The sequence below is a fragment of the Thermococcus celericrescens genome (assembly GCF_001484195.1).
Lineage (GTDB): Archaea > Methanobacteriota_B > Thermococci > Thermococcales > Thermococcaceae > Thermococcus > Thermococcus celericrescens.
Window position 1 is genome coordinate 23,766 of the sequence record NZ_LLYW01000002.1, and the last position, 16,841, is coordinate 40,606.

A 16,841-nucleotide genomic window follows, 5' to 3' on the forward strand; every position below is an offset into this window, starting at 1 on the left:
TCACCTCCGGGCCAGCAGGAAGCCCGCGAATACTAGAGTGATGGTTATTATAACGTTTGCCGCGATGTTGAGGCCCGCTATAAGGTACTCCCTCTCACGGAGGAGCGAGAACGTCTCATACGAGAACGTGGAGAACGTACTCAGAGCACCGCAGAAGCCCGTCCCGAAGAACGCCCTCCAGTCGGCGGGGACGTCTATGCCCCAGAAGAGCAGGCCGTAGAGGTAGCCGAGGATTAGGCTGGCTATGCTGTTGACCATGAGCGTTCCAACGGGAAACTCCCTGTAAACTGGCAGGATTCCCGAGATGTAGAACCTCGCCAGCGCACCGAGTGCACCGCCGAGTGCTATCGCCACCGCTATCCTGCCGTTCATTCCATCACCGCCAAACCATGTGCAGGGCCTCTTTTAATCCTTGTCCCCGAAGGCCATGTAGTAGTGAATCAGCTCCTCAACTTTCGAAAAGTCCCTTTCCTCCTTTCCGAGTACCTTTCTCAGCATCTTGTTCTCCGCGATCATTCCGGAGAGCTGGATTCCGAGGTTCTGGTTGTCGAGCGCTATATAATAGGAGCGGAACTTCAGGGGCGACCACTTCCCTTCAAGCCCGTACAGCTCCTTTTCGAGAGCATCTACCTCCTTCTCAAGCTTTTCAAAGGCCTCCTCGTCGGCGTCAACTTCATCATCCACGTAGCCATGGAGGAGTATTATCCTTATGGCCTCCTCCAGCCTGAAGCCGTAGCGCTCGCACAGTTCCTCTATCCCTTCGAGGGTCTCATCTGGAACCCTGAAAGTAACCCTCCGCCAGCCTCTCCGCGGCTTAACGGTTATTTTCATTATTTTTCTCCTCCAGCTCTTTTCTAAGTCTCTTGTTCTCCTCGCTGAGTTCCTTCCCAAAGGCCATCAAAAACTCCTTGTCGCGTTTTGCCTTCTCCTCAAACTCGAGCAGCTCGCGATAGTTCTGCCTCATCTCGTTGAGCCTCTTCTCGACCTTCTCCCTCTGCTCGACGAGAAAACGCAGCTTTAGAACTCTCAAAGTTCTCTCAAGCCCCTTCAAATCCCGAAACCTCTCCTCTATCTCGCGTTTGTTCTTCCTTATCCTGACCAGCTCGTCGTTTGTAACCTCTATCTCCACGGAAAGCCCCTCCTGCTTTTTTTGTTCCCTGTTTTTCTAACCGTTACTCCCGTTTCAAGACCCTTCAGGCTTCTATCGCCAGGGGCAGTGATGATATTTCCTCCCTCGTTGGCTTCTCCTTGGCACGGTAGTCGAACTTGTCGATGAACGAGCCGAGCCGCTCCCTGAGAACCCGCAGCTTTTCCAGCTGGACAGTCTTAAGTCTCTCCGCTGTCTCCGGATTCGTCCGCCGAAGGATTGACAGCAGCATCTCGTAGTGTCTCCTGCAGAGCACTGATCCCGATTTCTCGTACTCTGGAAGGAGCTCCCCGATTCTCTCCGCAAGCGCCTCCACTGTATTGGTCTCCTTCTCTTCCATCAGCCTGCAGAGGAAGCATTCTCCCTCCTCGGGAATCCGACCCCTTTCCAGTGAGGACACATAGGACGAGAGCATGCGCTCGTAGATAATGGCCACTCCCAGAGGCCCGAGTAGGGGGTCGGAGTAGGCCTCCCGGAGGGTCTTCCATGCATGATAGGTGCAGAGGCCCAGGCTCTCCTTGAACTTCTCCTGCACATATGGGTCGTTCACATGCTCGTAGAGGATCGTCTCTATCTCGGACTCCTCGTATTTACGGAGTATCCTGCAGACGGGACAGCCGTCCCCCATTGCATCCCGGAGGTACATGCCTATCAGGTCCATTCGCACCACTCAGAGGAACCGCCCCATGAAATCGACCACTGCCAGCGCGCGGTAGGTGTTCTGGAAGTTTGAAATGCCGAGTTCTATGCTCCTCCTGAATCCACCGTTGGGGTTTTGAAGTTCTCTGATAAACAGGACGTGCCTCCTCGGACACGTGGGAGTCTCGCGCTGGAGCTCAAGGCCCCTCGCGGCGTAGAAGGTTGGCTCAAGGTAGGGCGGCAGGCTGTAGGGAACCTCGGTGAACCCACCCCACTCACCGCATATCTCGCAGTTCCGGAAGTGCTGGCTCCTAGGCGGGCGGTAACCGAGGGTGTGGAGCGTGCGGAGCGCCTGGTAGGTCATCGTCGTCGTGGGGCCCTTGACGCCGTAACCGTCCCCGTTTCTGAACTTCATAACGAAGGCCCTTATCGCGTCCTTTTCGTCGGCGCTGAACTCATAGCCTATGGCTTTAAACGCCTTGACGACCCAGTAGGTTGCCTCCAGCGGCGTGGCCGTTCCGAACTCCTCGCTCCCGCCGAGGCCGACGGCGAATTTGCCCTCCGACGGGCTGTACTTGGTAAAAACGATGTCAAGGTGCTCCATCGCAACGTCTTCTGCCCCCAGTATGGCCAGGCCTTCGAGGGCCATAGCTATCGCCACCACTGCGGTCTGGGGCTGTATTGCCCTTTCCAGGAACTCGATTGTCGTTTCCTTCTCCGGAATCTCGAGGCCGAGGAGGTTGTAAATCTTGACCGCGTAGTACGTATCGTTGACGTTGGTATCGTTGAGGACGCTGACGAAGCAGTAACCGCCGTCCCCGTGGCGTCTCTCCTCTATGTACCTGATGAGCGAATCAGCGTTAATGAATCGTCCAATCCCATAAAGCTTCGAGCCCATTCTACCGCCTCCCAATCTTTTAGCGGAGAACAGGCGTCATCAGCCCTCGGCGGGCGGTTCGGCTCGAAGCCCGGGCGGACGCCATCGCCCACATGACCCTTCAGGATGGCGGTTAAAATCTTTGTGGTGCAATCAGCTAATCACCTAAAAGCTTAATAAGTCTGGGGAGAGCCTTTTTCTGTGATGAAATAATGGAGTTCATAGCCTTCACATACGTCGGCAACTTCATAAGTGATGGCCTGATAAAAGAAGTTGTCTTTGACGTATTCGACGGGGCTAACAGATTCTTTGAGGAGAACAGTCTTCCCCTGAGGTTTCTCTACGTTGGAAAGCTCAAGCTCGAGCCGGGTTATCTGATAGACATATACACCCCCGAAGGGAAAATCCGGGCCTATCCCCTCGAGGTTCTTACGGAGGTTCTCCACGCCCGGCTGCTCAACGAAATAGAGGGCAGGTCGGACATCAGGATGAACAAAATATTTGCCCTAACCACGTTTCCCCTCGTTTCTCGCAACCCATACCTGGACTTCTTCGAGAAGTTCATGGGAATCCACAAAACCCACGGCGAGCTCAGGGTAATGGTCCTATCCATGAATCCCTTTGAACCCCCTGAACTCTCACGGCTACTTGGAGGCTCTGACGAAGGAGAAAGAACCCGTCTGAGGAGGGGGCTTGAAATCTTTAAAACCCGCCTTCTCAAGGGTATCCTTCACGAGATCGGCCACAGCTTTGGCCTTGAGCACTGTCCCAACAACTGCGTCATGAACTCTCCGTCCAGTATGGACGAGTGGGACTCCATCACGATCGGTTACTGCGACTCCTGTTTTATCAGCCTTAAGCGGGCCGTCGAGTGGTCCGACTTCCCCCTTGAGAACAGATAGATCACATTTTTCTCCCAAAAGCCTCGCCCTTTAGGGCGGGGAGGATGTCAGGTAAACGCTGGTTCTGGCACTGATCTTTTAACACCCCCGCGGATACAATTAGGATGGCCTAATCACTGACTTTGGCAAAGGTTATTAGGAGCCGTGAAAAACTACATAGTTGGGTGAGAGAACATGAGGCTTCCCGCTCACAAGACGAAGATTGTGGCCACCATCGGGCCCGCGTCCCTCAAGAGCGAAACGATCGAGGCCATGATAAAGGCAGGAATGGGTGTGGCGCGTATAAACTTTGCCCACGGAGACCTGGAGCAGCACGCCCGCACCATTGAGCTGGTGAGGAAGGCGGCTCGAAGGCTGAACCGCCCCGTGGCGATTCTTGGCGATCTTCCGGGGGTAAAAATCCGCGTTGGCGAGATTGCTGGCGGTTCAGTGACCCTCAGACGGTGGCAGACGGTAACGCTCACCACCAGGGATGTGGTCGGCAACGAAGGCCTTATTCCGGTCCAGTTCAAGGACTTTCCGAAGATGGTTTCCAGGGGAGACGTCATCTACCTGAGCGACGGTTTTATCGCCCTCCGCGTGGAGGAAGTCCACGATACCGACGTGGTCTGTAAAGTCCTGGTTGGGGGAACCCTCTTTTCCCACAAGGGCATAAACGTTCCGAAGGCAAGGATCGCAATAGACGCGGTGACCGAGAGTGACCTCCGGTTCATAGAGTTCGCCATTGAACACGGCGTCGATGCGATAGGCATAAGCTTCGTCGGCTCGGCGTATGACGTCCTGAAGGTGAGGCGCTTTGTTAAGGAAAAGGGCGGCAGGATGTTTATCATTGCAAAGATAGAGCGGCCAGATGCCGTCAGGAACTTCGACGAGATCCTCCGCGCCGCCGATGGCATAATGATAGCGCGCGGCGACCTCGGGGTTGAGATGACCATAGAGAAGCTTCCCATCCTCCAGAAGAAACTCATCCACAAAGCCAACGTCGCCGGCAAGCCGGCCATTACCGCGACGCAGATGCTCGAGAGCATGACCGAGGAGAAGCTCCCCACGAGGGCCGAAGTCACCGACGTCGCCAACGCCATCCTTGACGGTACGGACGCGGTGATGCTCTCGGAGGAAACGGCGGTCGGCAGATACCCCGTCGATGCCGTGAGGATGATGGCCAGGATAGCCAAGACTATCGAGGCGTACAGGGATTCCCTCTGGTCCGCGCGCATAGTGGAGTGGAAGATGAGCGAGTGGAAGGGCAGGATGCCCAGGAAAGGCACAATAAAGGACACGATAGCGAGGAGCATCATTGAGGCTCTTAACTCGATGGACATCAAGCACATCCTCACCCCGACGAGGACGGGCGAGACCGCGAGGCTCATCTCGCGCTTCAAGCCGAAGCAGTGGGTCCTCGCCTTCGTGCAGGACGAATGGGTTGGCAACACGCTGATGTTCTCCTACGGCGTCTATCCATTCGTCGTGGAGGAGACCAGCGAGGACGAGATACTACGCCTGATAAGCGGTCTCGGTCTCGTCAAGGAGAACGACACGATTCTGCTAACGAAGGGAACCCCGATAGGAAAGACCGTGGGGACGAACACGATAAGAATATTCTCCGTTTAGCTTTTCCTTCTTTTAGTCTGCTCTCCAGTCCTGAAGGGCAAGCTTTCGGGAGAAAAAAGAAAGAGGATTCCGTCACTTCCCCGCTATCTTCACGTTCTCAAACTTCACGAAGGGCGTTATGATGGTCGTCATGAAGGGCATTACGGTCTGCTCCTTTGAAACTTCACTCGCCTGCTTCAGCAGCTCGTAGATGTTGCCCGCAACGAGGAAGACGCTCGCCCCCTTGACCTCTCCGTCCTCGATGAGGAACGCCGGGTTTGCCGTTACCGCGAAGTTTCCGTTGTCCGGGTTGCTTGAGTGGGCGCCCTGGAAGCCGTCGACGAAGTAGCCGTGCTCGATTTCGGATACCATATCCTCCAGCGAGCGCTTTCCGTTCTCGATGACCATGCTGTGGAACCCGATGTTTATTCCCCCGCTGTTCAGGTCGCGCTTGCCGTTTCCGGTGCTCTCGGTGCCGTGGACCTTCGCCCAGTAGTTATCCCAGACGAAGCCCCTGAAGGTTCCGTTCTCGATGAGGACGTTCTTCCTCGTCGGGACTCCCTCTCCGTCAGCTATAGCAGGCTCGATGGCCAGCTCGTGGAACGGGTCGTCGTATATCGTGAGCACGTCGCTGGCTATCTTCTCCCCGACCTTTTCTGCCAGAGGTGTCGTCTCCTTAACCAGGCGCTCACCGCTGAAGGCCGGGAAGAGCGCAAAGCTGAAGAGCCCCGCTATCGCCCAGGGGCCGAGTATTATCGGAACCTCCTCGTTCCTGCTGGCCTTGACGCTGTACGCCCACTTGACCTTCTGAACCGCCCTCTCGACGACCCCGTCAACGTCCAGGTTGAGGTCCCTCCTGGCGTCGAAGTCGAAGATTCCGGGAGTTACAACGTCGCCCTTCCTTCCGACGAGTTCGATGAAAAAGAAGGCCGCACCACCCTCCTGGAAGACGTCTATTCCGTGGGAGTTGACGATGTGGCGCTCCTCCCACGAAACGCCGCCCTCTCCGCCCGCCACGATGACGTTCTCGTCCTTCTCACGGGCGAGCTTTATGCCGCGGACGAGCATCTCAACGAGCTGATCCGGGGAGGCATCCTTCAGCTCGTAGTTGGGCTTCGGCTTCTCCCGGTATTTACCCGGCTCGGGAAGGGAGACCCACTTCTCGTCCCTGCTGTTCAGCTTCGCCATCTTCGCCGCCTGCTCTATGGCCTCCCTTATCCTGGCCGGCTCGTCGCTGTCGATTATGGCCAGCCCGAGGCGCTTGTCCTTTATTCCGCGGAGTATCGTAACCGCCCCACTCCTCGTGGAGGCCATTGAAATCTCGTTGAGCTCGACGTTGGCGCTCACATCCTTGGAGCGGTAAACGGCTATCTCAAGCTCGTCAAAAAACTTCTCGCCGTACCTTATGAGTTCCTCCATCTTAACCACCTCACCCGATGAGGATTCCTCCGTCAAAGCGCATGTGCGGGCCGCCCGAGCTGACGAAGGCAGTCTGTCCCTTGCCGCAGAAGCCGACCTCAAGACCGAAGTCCTTGCCGACCGCTGAAATCTTCTTGAGCGCCTCGATAGCGACTCCAGTGATTGAGGTGTCCCTTATTGGCTCGGCGATTTCACCGTTCCTGATGACGTATCCTTCCTGAACTCCGACCTGGAAGGCGCTGTTAAGCTGGGCCTGCCCACCTCTGAAGTCGACGACATAGTAGCCGAACTTGATGTCCTCAATAAGCTCCTCGAAGCTGTGGTCTCCGGGCTCGAAAATCGTGTTCCTCATCCTGATTATCGGCGGATAGCGGTAGCTCTCGGCCCTCGCGTGGCCGTTCGGCTCCATGCCCCACTTTGCAGCGTACTCGCGGTTGAGCATTATCTCCTTCAGGATTCCGTTCTCGATGATGCGTATGTCCCTCACCGGGACGCCCTCATCATCATAGCGGTCGTTTCCGAAGCCACCCTCAACGTAGCGCTCGCTCATCGTGACGTATTCAGGAGCAATCTGCTTTCCGATGAGATCCTTGAAGGGTGAGTTTATGGTTAAGTCGGCCTCCGCGAGGTGACCGAGTGCCTCGTGGGCGATGATTCCAACGACGATTGGGCCCGCAACGATGGGGAACTCGCCGCGCTTCGGGGCAATGCCCTTCAGCTGGCTGTGCATCTTTCTCAGCAGTCTCTCGGTGACCTTTTCGTTTGGCTCAACGTCGGTCATGAGCTCCCAGCCGTAGTCCACGGCGCCTATGCTGTCCCTGGCCATGGCCAGCTTTCCGTCGGCCTTTCCGGTGACGTAGGTTCCCTGATAGAGGTAGTTGTAGTCCCACTCTATGCGCGTCCCCTCGCTGGTGAGGAGGATTTTTTGCCCGCCGCCGTCCTCGTACCGTATCTGGACGCTCTTGACGGCTTCATCTTCCTTCAAGAGCTTCTCCAGCTCCCTGAGGTGTGCGACCTTCTCCTCTATGTCAACTTCCCCTGGCTTGACCTTCATTTTGCTCTTCACGAAGTCCTCGACCGGCTTTATCTCGGCCAGCTCTATCTTTTCCCTCTTGGTCTCGGCGGCAGCTTTCGCCAGCTTGTAGGCTTCCTCGATTTTCCTCTCGAGGTTCGAGAGGTCGCTGGTTGAGGCAAATCCCCACGCTCCATCGGCCAGAACCCTGATGGCAACACCCCTGTTCAGCTTCCCTGTAAAGCTGGTAAAAACGCCGTCTTTGAGGGCAAGTGTCGTCTTTCTGAGGTCCTCATAGCGGAGCTCTACGTAGTCTGCTCTCAGGTTCTCCTCCGCCCAGCGGAGGGCTTTTTCCAGTTTCTCCATTAGCCATCACCGCCTGTAGTTGTCCATCAGTGTCTGGGTCTCGGAACTATAAAAGTCTTTTGAACATTTCGATGAGAGTCGAAAGGGTAGGCATTACCCGGTTATAAAACAAATGTATGACAATGTTCATTGCTAATTTCTTTTCCGAACGAAAGTGTTATATATAATAAGTGAAAAGGATTTAGTGCAAGAGCCCGTTGGAAGGGTCGATGCGAAGGCGTACACTGCTGGCCATATTTGTGGTTTCGCTGTTGATTGGAGCCTACGGTGCTTGCATCGTAATCGAATGTCCGTGGTGCGTGCAGAATAACTGCTTGGAACAGGGTTCCGAATGCCAAGGAGGATGGTTCCCGGGCCGTAGGGGGAGATACCATGAAGGCTGAAGAAACCGCCGTTATTCCATTTATCTTGACTTTTATAGGTCTGATGCTGTCGCTACTTTGGGGAGGAAATAGCGGCTCAGTCAGGGAAAATGTGGAGCTTTCGTTTTATATCATCCTCGCAATTCCGGTAGCTCTGGCAACATGGAAGGCGATACACAAGGTATGGAAGCACACATCCAACGCCGTGTTTCCTGCCTGCTGGGGATTGCGGTTTTTATGGGGTTTGGCATCTCCTATGGGGTCGTGGTATTCGGCAGAGTTGATAAGCAAGGTCTCCTTGCGGGTCTGGTTATTGGAACGATCGCTGTTATCTCCGAATACTGGAAAAAGAAAAGCAGTGTTATCAATACCAGCAGCTAATCAGACAGCTAATCAGAAAGTCTCCGGAGACGTAAAGATACTTTCCGCACTCCCCCACGAGGAAGTGGTAGGTGTCACAAATGCGAACCAATAATGCCCATGCCGTGATCGAAACCTACCAGCGGAATTACTCCCCAAAACCGGGAGCCTTCTTAAAGCGCCTCGCGGGGTATTTTGCAGTGTTCTTAGTTATAACCCTCTACGGCCACCCTGAGACCGCACTGAAGGTTCTGATAATCCTGCTACTGCTGGACCTGTTCATTAGCTGGGTACTGGGCGGGACAGCATCAAAAGAGGATGGTGGTCATAAATGACTCCGACAACGCTCATTCCCTGGCGGGGGTGAAAACATGAACGATGGGAGATTTTTGGCATTCCTATTCATGTTCTTTTTTGCCGGCTACATTGTTTATCTGAATGAGTTTTATTCCACTACGGAGACGCTTTTCATGGCCACTGTCGCAGTGGTCCTCGTGTACCTGATTCCAGTCGCGCTGGTGAAAATTATCCAGGGCAAAGGGTACACTCTCGTCAGCGGAATATTTGCTGCCACGATTTGGGAATTCATGTTGGCAGCTCTTGCGAGAGTACTGGCATTTCCAGCGTGGGAGAGCTTCCTGCTGGCGGGGGTCGGCGGAGCCCTCACAACGGCCTTCCTTGCGTTTGTGCGACAAGGGAAGGAAAAACGGAATGAAAATGCTGTGGAAGCCCAAACATGAAACCGGGTGTCACAAATGTCCGCCACAGTGAACCCGTGGATCGGGGTCTTTGTAGTCCTCGGCATCCCTCTCCTCATCTATTTATACTCCAGAAGACGAATGAGCGCCCCCAGAGCTGGTCTGATGGCAGTTGCTGTATACATCCTCCTTGGACTGGCCCTGATAGCCCTCGGCTGGAACATCAGCCCCTGGACAATAATCCTTCCCGGTCTCTTCGTGGCCTTCTTGGACGTCCTCCAGCTCAGGCAGCGCCCTTAGCAATCTTTTTATCCTCCCGCTCCAAATCCGCATCCATGAAGGCCGAAATCAAAAACCTCATAGACAGGGGCACCTACCGGAAGCTTCCCCTCTTCGAGGGCGAACTGCCCGAGGGCTCATACACACAGATAGTGGAGGTCAAGCCCGGGCAGACCGTCAGGAAGCACTACCACCTCCACCAGTACGAGCTGTTCTACATAATGGACGGAGAGGCAAGGCTCGGCATCGGCGAGACTGAATACCTCGCGAGGCCCGGCGATATCTTCCTGGTAAAGCCTAAAACCGTCCACTGGGTGGTTAACGAGCGGGATGAGCCGTTCAGGCTCTTCGTGGTGAAGCTGAACTACCACGGGGATGACTCCGTATGGCTGGAGGAGTGAGAGAGAAAACCATCGGCATCCTCGGGGGCATGGGACCGCTTGCCACTGCCGACCTCTTCCGGCGGATAGTGGAGAAGACCCCAGCCAAGCGAGATCAGGATCATCCCAGGATAATCATCTACAACGACCCAAAGATCCCCGACAGGACCTCTTTCATCCTGGGAAACGGGGAAGACCCGAGACCTGCCCTGGTAGAGGGAGCGAGAAAGCTCGAGAGCTGGGGAGCGGACTTCATAATAATGCCCTGCAACACCGCACACTTCTTCGCCGACACCATCCAGAAGGCGGTAACGATTCCGCTCGTCAGCATGATCGAGGCGACGGCGGAGGAGATAGAAAATCTCGGCCTGCGCAGGGTCGGCCTCCTCGCAACCGACGGCACCATAAAGGGACTCGTTTACCACCGCGCCCTCCTCGGCAGGGGCGTCGGGATAGCCGTCCCCGGAAAGAACGACCAAGAACTCGTTATGAGGGGAGTCTACGAGGGTGTCAAGGCCGGGAACATTGAGATGGGAAGGAAGCTTCTCTTGGAGGCAGCCAGGAGGCTCGAACGCAGGGTTGATGGGATAATAGCCGGCTGCACAGAGGTCAGCGTTGCCCTGAGACCGGAGGATCTGAGCGTCCCCCTGATTGATCCGCTCGACGTGATAGCGGAGAGGGCCGTGAGGCTTGCCCTCGGCCTTGAGGAGCTCTAAATCCACCCTTTTCTTCTGAAGTAGGCGAGCATGCCGAGGGTGATTCCGAGCATGACCATCAGAACGGCCGGGTAGCTGTAGCGCCAGGCCAGCTCCGGCATGTAGCGGAAGTTCATGCCGTAGAGGCCGGTTATGAAGGTCAGCGGGATGAACACAGTCGAGACTACCGTGAGGATTCTGATGATGTCGTTCGTTTTCATGGAGAGTGTGGAGTAGTAGAGCTCGACGAGGCTGTTGGCGAGTTCCCGCTGCCCCTCGAGGATTTCGAGAACTTCGAGGACGTGGTCGTGGAGTTCGTCTATGAAGGGCTTGGTATCCTCACTGAAGAAATCTCCGCCCTCGAGCCTCAGCTTCCTGAACGCCCCCAGGAGGGGGAATATCGTGCGGCGCATGAAGAGTATCTCCCGCCTTATTCCGTGTATCCTGTGCAGGACGCCTTCGTCCGCCCTTGAAAGTATCCTCGCCTCAAGCTCTTCCATCTGGGAACTTATGCGCTCGATTATCGGCACGTAGTTTTCAACTATCGCCTCAAGAATTGCGAAGAGCAGAAAATCGACACCGTGTTCGCGGAAGAGTCCCTCCCCCTTGCGGATGCCTTCCCGTATCGGGTCGAAAACGTCCCCAAGAGTCTCCTGGATGGTTATCACGAGATTGCCCTTTAGGAGGATGCCCATCCTCTCCCTCTTCAGCCCGTCGTCTATCTCATAGGCCTGGTGGAGAAGGAGAAAGAGGTAGTCCTGGAACACCATCACCCTCGCCCTGCCGCTCGCCCGCCTCAACGTCTTCATCGGCGTTTCGTGGATTCCCAGTGCCTTCCTCAGTTCAGGCACGAGGGAGACTGTATCCACGTTCACCCACACAACATCATAGCCGCTTACGGGGAGGGCCTCCTCGATGCTTTCCGCCTTTCTGCTGAGGAACTTGTCCCGTGAGTACGCGATGACTGTTATCCTGGGCTTTTCCCCGGCTTCCTCGACCATACTATCACCTCAGAACTCCATGACCATCCCGGAGTGCAGCTTGTGGAAGCGCTCGCCGTAGGCCTCCAGGAAAGCCGCCTCGGCCCTCAACCCGGTGCAGTGTCCGGTGTAGACCTCCTCTACTCCGAGCTCCTTGAACTCCCTCACGGTCCTTTCGATGCGTTCGTCGCCCGCGTCTATGAGATGGAAGCCGCCTATGACCGCGCGGACGCCCTCTCGCCGGTCAGCCGTATCGCGCCTTTAACTATGCTCACTATTCCCGCGTGGCTGCAGCCGCTCACGATAACCAGACCCTCCGACGTTTTAGCCACGAGGCTCATGTCGTCCATAATGGTGTCTTCCATTATCTGGCCGTCCCTCAGCGTATAGACCCCTATATGCCCCCGCTCGAAGTTCTCGCGGTTGCGGACCTCACCCGTGGAATAGATGCCCTCGACTATTTCGAGGGGCTTTGGGGCAAGGTAGAGGTCAGCGAGCTCCTCAACCTCCTCCCGCCTGAAGGGGATTCCAACGTCCCTAAGGTAGGGTTTCATAACGAAGTGCCTTCTGAAGATGCTCGGGTGCGCTATAACCGGAACCCGCCTTCCGATGGCCTTTAGGATGCCCAAAAGCCCGCCCGTGTGGTCGTAGTGGCAGTGGCTCAGGAAGATGTAATCGACGTGGGAACTCGGATCGAGACCGAGGAGCTTCATGTTGTGGAGTATCGGCTCGGCGCTCTGGCCGGTGTCGAAGAGGATTCCCTTCCCGGCCTTCTCTATCAGGAAGCTTACGCCGTGCTGGGCCAGAAAGGGGCTTTCGTAGCCAGAATAGTCCTCGACAAGGACGTATATTCGCATGGGTTTCACCGGAGGAATTAGGAAAAAGGAGGAGTTATAGTTTTCGGAGTCTCCTCTACGTGAGTCTTTGTGTGCTCACATGGAGGTTCATCCCCCGAGTTACTGTGAGTGCCCGGACTTAGACCGCCTCGCCCACTCTCCTTCTCTTTCAGCATACTACGGCGGAACGGGTCGCCCGAACACCCGCAGGGTTCAGCCAGTCCTCCACCTCACCTTGCTCACAGACTTCACCGGGCGGGCATCACGACCAAAAACCATTTAAGTAATCAGGTATTTAAGTATTTTGGTGAATACAATGGGCGTCATAACCGTGAAAATCCCAGACGAGTTAGAAGTCAAATTCCGAAAGAAAATCCTCGATGTTTACGGCGTCAAAAAAGGAGCCCTCGGAATGGCCATAACGGAGGCTATTGAGTTATGGCTCGAAAAACACGAAAAATCCGCCGAGCAGAAGTGAACTACATAACCATTAAAACGAGACTCGAACCGGGAAGGCAGGAAGACTACCTAAAACTCACCCTCCTGACGGAAAAATTCAAAAAGGCCGTCGAACTGGCTATAAGACTCCAGCTCAGGGGCATTAAAAAGAGTGAGGGCGTGAAGGAAGTCTCTCGACTGGTTCTTAACAACTGGTGGTATTCTGACAGTGCGTGGGATTACGCCAAAATGCTGTTGAAAGGGGCGGGCAAAACGGCGGGAATCCAAGGCACATTCACTTGAAATCAAAATTCCTCATCAGCAAACCAAAGGAGAACGAGAAAGGGAACCGGAACGTGAAGATTGAGGGGATGAACGTTAGAATTCGCTCCAACGGAGAGTGGCTGAACTTTAAGATGAAAACCGCCGAGAAGTTTCTTCCAGTTATTTTCGATGCTCAAAAGTTCAAATACGGTGCTCAGGTTGTTCTGCGGAATGGGAAAGTTTACCTGCACGTTCAGGTGCCCTTTGGAATTTATCTAAAACATCTCGGAAAGACCACAGGGGGCGGGCTGTACGCCGGTTTCGACCTGAACTCTGATAGGGTGAATATGGCAATTCTCGACGAGAATGGTGCTATTAGGGACGTTAGGGTTAAGCACTTTCCAGAGGTTAATTCTCCGGGGTTTCCGAGGAAGAAGGCGAGGGATTTGCGGTTGAAGACTCTCGCACGCCTGCTGGATTATGCGTTTTATCACGGCGTAGGGACTGTGTTCTTCGAGGATTTGGGAAGGACTAAGAGAAAGAATGGGAAGGCTACGAGTTCGAGGAGGGGGAATCGGAAGGCGTCGAATTTCGCCAAGAAGGAGCTCCTTGAGCACGGGGTTGTTATGGCGTTGAAGAGAGGTTTTGAGGTCTATCTGGTTAATCCCGCCGGTTCTTCAAAATTGGGACGAGAGCTGGCCCAGGGGCTGGGTTTGGACGTCCATACTGCATCAGCGTTCGTTATCGGTTGGTGGGGCGTTAATTTACTGGAATAATAAAAAAGAACGGCAAGGGTCAGCAACGGCAGGGCTCTTCATTGCCTCTGCGGCTCGCCTAGCGAAATTCTCGTCATCCCCCTTCTTCTTCACTCCTTGAGCCTCTGATAGGCCGCGTAAAGCCTCTGGAGAACGGTTATCCACGCCAAGACAGCGACCGCGTAGAGGCCGTACTCAACGTAGCCAAAGAGTGCGGTGATGATTATTATCAATAGCCGCTCCGCCCTCTCGGCTATTCCAACGGCCAGCCTTCCGGAGCCTGCCAGCTCGGCTCTGCACCGCTCGTAGCTCACCAGGTAGCTCCCCATGAAAGCTATGAACGCAACGCGCCAGTCCACGAGGTTTCCGAGGGCTATTCCGAAGAGAACCGCTCCGTCGCTTATCCTGTCGAAGGTGGAGTCGAGGAAGGCTCCAAAGCGGCTCGTCTTCCCTGTGAGCCTCGCGAGCGTTCCGTCGAGGGCATCTATAAGCGAGCCGAAGAGCAGAACAAGGGCCGCTATGACCTGCTCTCCTCGATAGAAGAAGTACGCGCCGGCGAGGCTTATCAGCAGACCGAGAACGGTTATCGTGTTCGGCGTAACGCCTGCCCTCGCGAGGGGCCGGACGATGGCTTCGAGGTAACCCCTGACGTTTTCGCGGTAATTATTGAGCACCATCCGCAACCCTCACTCAAGCTCGATGATCCTCTTTCCCCTCTCCTGGGGGATTATCTTCAGCTTGGCGTTCTGGAACTCCTTCCTCAGCCCTTCTCCTTCCAGGAGCCTGTCCAGGAAGACTGCCAGAGCGGCGACCTCGCTGTGCGGCTGGTTTCCCACGCCGACGTTGTAGTCTGCCATCTCGTAGACCTCCCTGGGCACCTTCTCGGCGCCGACGACGACGAGCACGTCCCTGCCTTCCTTCAGTTCTTCCAAGATTTGGGGCATCGCGTCGTCGATATGGATTCCGTACATCGTGAGGTGGACTATCACCCCTCCATTCTCCTTCCAGTCCCTCAGGATTCTCTTCCAGCTGGGGTCGAAGGATATCTCAAAGGGTCCTCCCCAGCGCCTCACGACGTCCTCGACGCTGTCCCTTACATGCTCATCCACTTCGGCCGCGATGATGATTCTATCCGCCCCGAAGGCCCTCGCCGTCAGGGCCACGTGGGTCGTTATCCTCTTGTCCCTCTCGGGTCTGTGTCCAAGGCGAAGGACGGTTATCATCCCACATCACCCGCGAATATTTTCCAGTAGCGCGTGAAATCGTCGCTCCACTCCATGTCCCTGTAAAACTCGTACATGGCTTTTATGCTTTGCTCCATCTTCCCAACACTGTATTTCTCCACTACCCGGTTCAATTCATCGTCGCTGGGGGCAGACGAGAGGATGAAGAGCGCGTAAAGCCTCTCATTTTCGTTGAGGTTGTTGACCAGCATCATCAGCTTCGAGCGCAGCTCCGGCTTCAGCCTTCCGCTCACAACGCTTATGAGCCTGTCCTCGAGGTTCGCAATGAAGTCCCCCGTAACGTCAACGTGCTCATGACCGCTGAGCTCCGTCGGGCTCTGGGCCACCATCCTGTAGCCGTTCTCGGTTATTATCTGGTACAGTCTTGGGAAGTACGGACTGGCCAGGTACTCCTCGAGGGAACCTATGAAGCCGTGCTCGATGTCCACAACGTACCAGCCGTCCGCTGTGTAGAACTCCGTCACGGGTCTCTGTGTGCAGTCCGTTCCGTTGTAGAGTGTTATCACCCTCGCTGGGATGTCTATGGAGCGCAGCATTGCCGTTATGAGTATCTGGCCCTCCGCGTAGCTCAGCCTGTCCTGAAGGAGTATCTTCTCCGGCTCAAGGGTGGAGGTCGTGTCCCCGAAGGAGTAGGTGCGCATCATCCAGTCATAAATGGCCCTCGCAGCGGCTGGCTCGGAACTGGCGTTCCCGATTATTCTGAGGGCGAGATTCCTGAGCTCTGCCCTGTTGAAGGAGGGCGTTGAGTTATAGCGCTCTGACCAGTAGCCGTCAACGAGGTATCCATCGGTTATCCAGTGATATTTGAGTTCATATGCGTCCCTAAGCGTCCCGCTGTCCGCGTTCCAGGGCGTCCAAGTCACCTCCAGGGGTACGCTTTCGATGACGCTCTTCTCGGAGCCGCCTATTCTGTACCGAAGCATCGCCGAGATGTATCCTTTCCTGTATGCATACGGAGCCTTCACGGTGTACCTGAGGGTTATCTTCCCGTTCTCGTTGATGCCCTCCGGAAGCGCGTCTGCGCTCATCACCTTCATTCCATCGAGGAGGTCGAGCCGGATGTCCAGCAGGTCGATCGGAGCCTCCAGCTTGTTCTTTATTGTGACCGTTATCGTGGAAGTCTCACCGCCATGGAGGGTCTCGGGTCCGCTTATCCCTAGCCCTATCTCGTCCGAGGGTGCTGCCCCCCTGGAAACGAACACTCTGAACTGACCATAGAAGCCTGTCCAGGTTCGCTTAAGCTCATCGGTCAGCTCAAGGGAGAGCTTGAGGTTGTAGTAGCCAGGTATCGCCGGTGCCTTGAGTATCCAGACCAGCTGAGCGGAGTGGCCCACGGGCAGAACGTCGGGGAACTTTGGTTCCTGAAGTATCTGGAAGCTGTCGTCGCCCAGGACGAGCGTCGCCCCTGTCAGACCCACCTTCCCGGTGTTGTTAACGAACACGATGACGTGGAGCGTTCCGTCGGGCGTGACGACCGTTCTGTCAACCGAGAACCTAACCTCCGCCGGCGGCTTGAAGAGGCATCCCGAGACCACCACTATGAGAATGAGGAGAGGAACCAGGATGGCTTTTCTCATTTTCATCTTCCAAACCCTTTA

The 16,841-nt window shown here is 55.4% G+C and carries 24 protein-coding genes and 1 riboswitch; of the genes, 11 read left to right on the plus strand and 13 right to left on the minus strand.

Annotated features, from left to right (window positions below; all coding sequences use genetic code 11):
- From crcB to APY94_RS00455, 5 genes are all read right to left on the minus strand, one after another.
- Complete coding sequence (gene crcB / locus APY94_RS00435) at window positions 1–372, minus strand: fluoride efflux transporter CrcB (protein ID WP_058937773.1); 372 nt, start codon at window positions 370–372, stop codon at window positions 1–3.
- Window positions 373–405: 33 nt separating this feature from the next.
- Window positions 406–831: a hypothetical protein gene (locus APY94_RS00440; protein ID WP_058937774.1), complete on the minus strand. Its 426-nt coding sequence runs from the start codon at window positions 829–831 to the stop codon at window positions 406–408.
- Entirely contained in the window at window positions 815–1,129 is a 315-nt protein-coding gene (locus APY94_RS00445) for a hypothetical protein (protein WP_058937775.1), read from the minus strand. Before APY94_RS00445 ends, APY94_RS00440 begins: the two co-directional genes overlap by 17 nt.
- 64 nt (window positions 1,130–1,193) lie before the next feature.
- A complete protein-coding gene (locus tag APY94_RS00450) occupies window positions 1,194–1,808 on the minus strand; it encodes a DUF6062 family protein (protein ID WP_245610363.1) in 615 nt (204 codons plus the stop codon).
- A gap of 9 nt (window positions 1,809–1,817) precedes the next feature.
- Window positions 1,818–2,684, minus strand: a complete 867-nt coding sequence (locus APY94_RS00455; RefSeq protein ID WP_058937776.1) for a prenyltransferase/squalene oxidase repeat-containing protein — start codon at window positions 2,682–2,684, stop codon at window positions 1,818–1,820.
- Between the two features lie 23 nt (window positions 2,685–2,707).
- A riboswitch (Fluoride riboswitch) is annotated at window positions 2,708–2,782 on the minus strand.
- A 93-nt stretch (window positions 2,783–2,875) separates the two neighbouring features.
- Between APY94_RS00455 and APY94_RS00460 the strand changes: the two genes are divergently transcribed.
- Window positions 2,876–3,565, plus strand: a complete 690-nt coding sequence (locus APY94_RS00460; protein ID WP_058937777.1) for a zinc metalloprotease — start codon at window positions 2,876–2,878, stop codon at window positions 3,563–3,565.
- Window positions 3,566–3,739: 174 nt separating this feature from the next.
- Window positions 3,740–5,176 carry a pyruvate kinase gene (gene pyk, locus APY94_RS00465; protein ID WP_058937778.1) on the plus strand — a complete coding sequence of 479 codons (1,437 nt, stop codon included), beginning with the start codon at window positions 3,740–3,742 and terminating at the stop codon, window positions 5,174–5,176.
- Window positions 5,177–5,248: 72 nt separating this feature from the next.
- Here the strand turns inward: pyk and APY94_RS00470 are convergent, their stop codons facing one another.
- A complete protein-coding gene (locus APY94_RS00470; protein WP_058937779.1) occupies window positions 5,249–6,574 on the minus strand; it encodes a TldD/PmbA family protein in 1,326 nt (441 codons plus the stop codon).
- A gap of 10 nt (window positions 6,575–6,584) precedes the next feature.
- Window positions 6,585–7,952, minus strand: coding sequence for a TldD/PmbA family protein (locus tag APY94_RS00475; RefSeq protein WP_058937780.1), 1,368 nt, complete (start codon window positions 7,950–7,952; stop codon window positions 6,585–6,587).
- A 372-nt stretch (window positions 7,953–8,324) separates the two neighbouring features.
- On the opposite strand from APY94_RS00475, the gene APY94_RS00480 reads away from it, so the two are divergent.
- The 6 genes from APY94_RS00480 to APY94_RS00505 are packed head-to-tail and all read left to right on the plus strand — an operon-like array spanning window position 8,325 to window position 10,747.
- Window positions 8,325–8,789, plus strand: a complete 465-nt coding sequence (locus tag APY94_RS00480) for a hypothetical protein (protein ID WP_058937781.1) — start codon at window positions 8,325–8,327, stop codon at window positions 8,787–8,789.
- A complete protein-coding gene (locus tag APY94_RS00485) occupies window positions 8,776–9,009 on the plus strand; it encodes a hypothetical protein (protein ID WP_058937782.1) in 234 nt (77 codons plus the stop codon). The genes APY94_RS00480 and APY94_RS00485 overlap by 14 nt, the downstream gene beginning before the upstream one ends.
- A gap of 36 nt (window positions 9,010–9,045) precedes the next feature.
- Window positions 9,046–9,414 carry a hypothetical protein gene (locus APY94_RS00490; protein ID WP_058937783.1) on the plus strand — a complete coding sequence of 123 codons (369 nt, stop codon included), beginning with the start codon at window positions 9,046–9,048 and terminating at the stop codon, window positions 9,412–9,414.
- A gap of 15 nt (window positions 9,415–9,429) precedes the next feature.
- Complete coding sequence (locus tag APY94_RS00495; RefSeq protein WP_058937784.1) at window positions 9,430–9,672, plus strand: hypothetical protein; 243 nt, start codon at window positions 9,430–9,432, stop codon at window positions 9,670–9,672.
- A gap of 35 nt (window positions 9,673–9,707) precedes the next feature.
- Window positions 9,708–10,052: a cupin domain-containing protein gene (locus tag APY94_RS00500; protein ID WP_058937785.1), complete on the plus strand. Its 345-nt coding sequence runs from the start codon at window positions 9,708–9,710 to the stop codon at window positions 10,050–10,052.
- Window positions 10,037–10,747: a cysteate racemase gene (locus APY94_RS00505; RefSeq protein ID WP_058937786.1), complete on the plus strand. Its 711-nt coding sequence runs from the start codon at window positions 10,037–10,039 to the stop codon at window positions 10,745–10,747. The genes APY94_RS00500 and APY94_RS00505 overlap by 16 nt, the downstream gene beginning before the upstream one ends.
- Here APY94_RS00505 and corA read toward each other — a convergent pair.
- From corA to APY94_RS00515, 3 genes are read right to left on the minus strand one after another with little or no spacing between them, the layout of a single operon-like run.
- Window positions 10,744–11,727, minus strand: coding sequence for a magnesium/cobalt transporter CorA (gene corA / locus APY94_RS00510; protein ID WP_058937787.1), 984 nt, complete (start codon window positions 11,725–11,727; stop codon window positions 10,744–10,746). The genes APY94_RS00505 and corA overlap by 4 nt on opposite strands.
- Window positions 11,728–11,736: 9 nt before the next feature.
- Window positions 11,737–11,874, minus strand: a complete 138-nt coding sequence (locus APY94_RS13495; protein WP_245610349.1) for a hypothetical protein — start codon at window positions 11,872–11,874, stop codon at window positions 11,737–11,739.
- Window positions 11,875–11,921: 47 nt separating this feature from the next.
- Complete coding sequence (locus APY94_RS00515) at window positions 11,922–12,563, minus strand: MBL fold metallo-hydrolase (RefSeq protein ID WP_245610350.1); 642 nt, start codon at window positions 12,561–12,563, stop codon at window positions 11,922–11,924.
- 286 nt (window positions 12,564–12,849) lie between these two features.
- Here APY94_RS00515 and APY94_RS13065 point away from each other — a divergent pair, with 286 nt between their 5' ends.
- From APY94_RS13065 to APY94_RS13505, 3 genes are all read left to right on the plus strand, one after another.
- On the plus strand, window positions 12,850–13,020 hold the full coding sequence (locus APY94_RS13065) for a hypothetical protein (protein ID WP_157065422.1): 171 nt from the start codon (window positions 12,850–12,852) through the stop codon (window positions 13,018–13,020).
- Complete coding sequence (locus APY94_RS13500) at window positions 13,017–13,283, plus strand: hypothetical protein (protein ID WP_245610351.1); 267 nt, start codon at window positions 13,017–13,019, stop codon at window positions 13,281–13,283. Before APY94_RS13065 ends, APY94_RS13500 begins: the two co-directional genes overlap by 4 nt.
- Window positions 13,284–13,396: 113 nt before the next feature.
- Window positions 13,397–14,020 carry a hypothetical protein gene (locus APY94_RS13505; protein ID WP_245610352.1) on the plus strand — a complete coding sequence of 208 codons (624 nt, stop codon included), beginning with the start codon at window positions 13,397–13,399 and terminating at the stop codon, window positions 14,018–14,020.
- An 89-nt stretch (window positions 14,021–14,109) separates the two neighbouring features.
- On the opposite strand, the gene pgsA is transcribed toward APY94_RS13505, so the two are convergent.
- The 3 genes from pgsA to APY94_RS00535 are packed head-to-tail and all read right to left on the minus strand — an operon-like array spanning window position 14,110 to window position 16,826.
- A complete protein-coding gene (pgsA, locus tag APY94_RS00525) occupies window positions 14,110–14,676 on the minus strand; it encodes an archaetidylinositol phosphate synthase (RefSeq protein WP_058937788.1) in 567 nt (188 codons plus the stop codon).
- A gap of 9 nt (window positions 14,677–14,685) precedes the next feature.
- Window positions 14,686–15,222, minus strand: a complete 537-nt coding sequence (locus APY94_RS00530) for a tRNA (cytidine(56)-2'-O)-methyltransferase (protein WP_058937789.1) — start codon at window positions 15,220–15,222, stop codon at window positions 14,686–14,688.
- Window positions 15,219–16,826, minus strand: coding sequence for a transglutaminase-like domain-containing protein (locus APY94_RS00535; protein ID WP_058937790.1), 1,608 nt, complete (start codon window positions 16,824–16,826; stop codon window positions 15,219–15,221). The genes APY94_RS00530 and APY94_RS00535 overlap by 4 nt, the downstream gene beginning before the upstream one ends.
- Window positions 16,827–16,841: the final 15 nt, after the last annotated feature.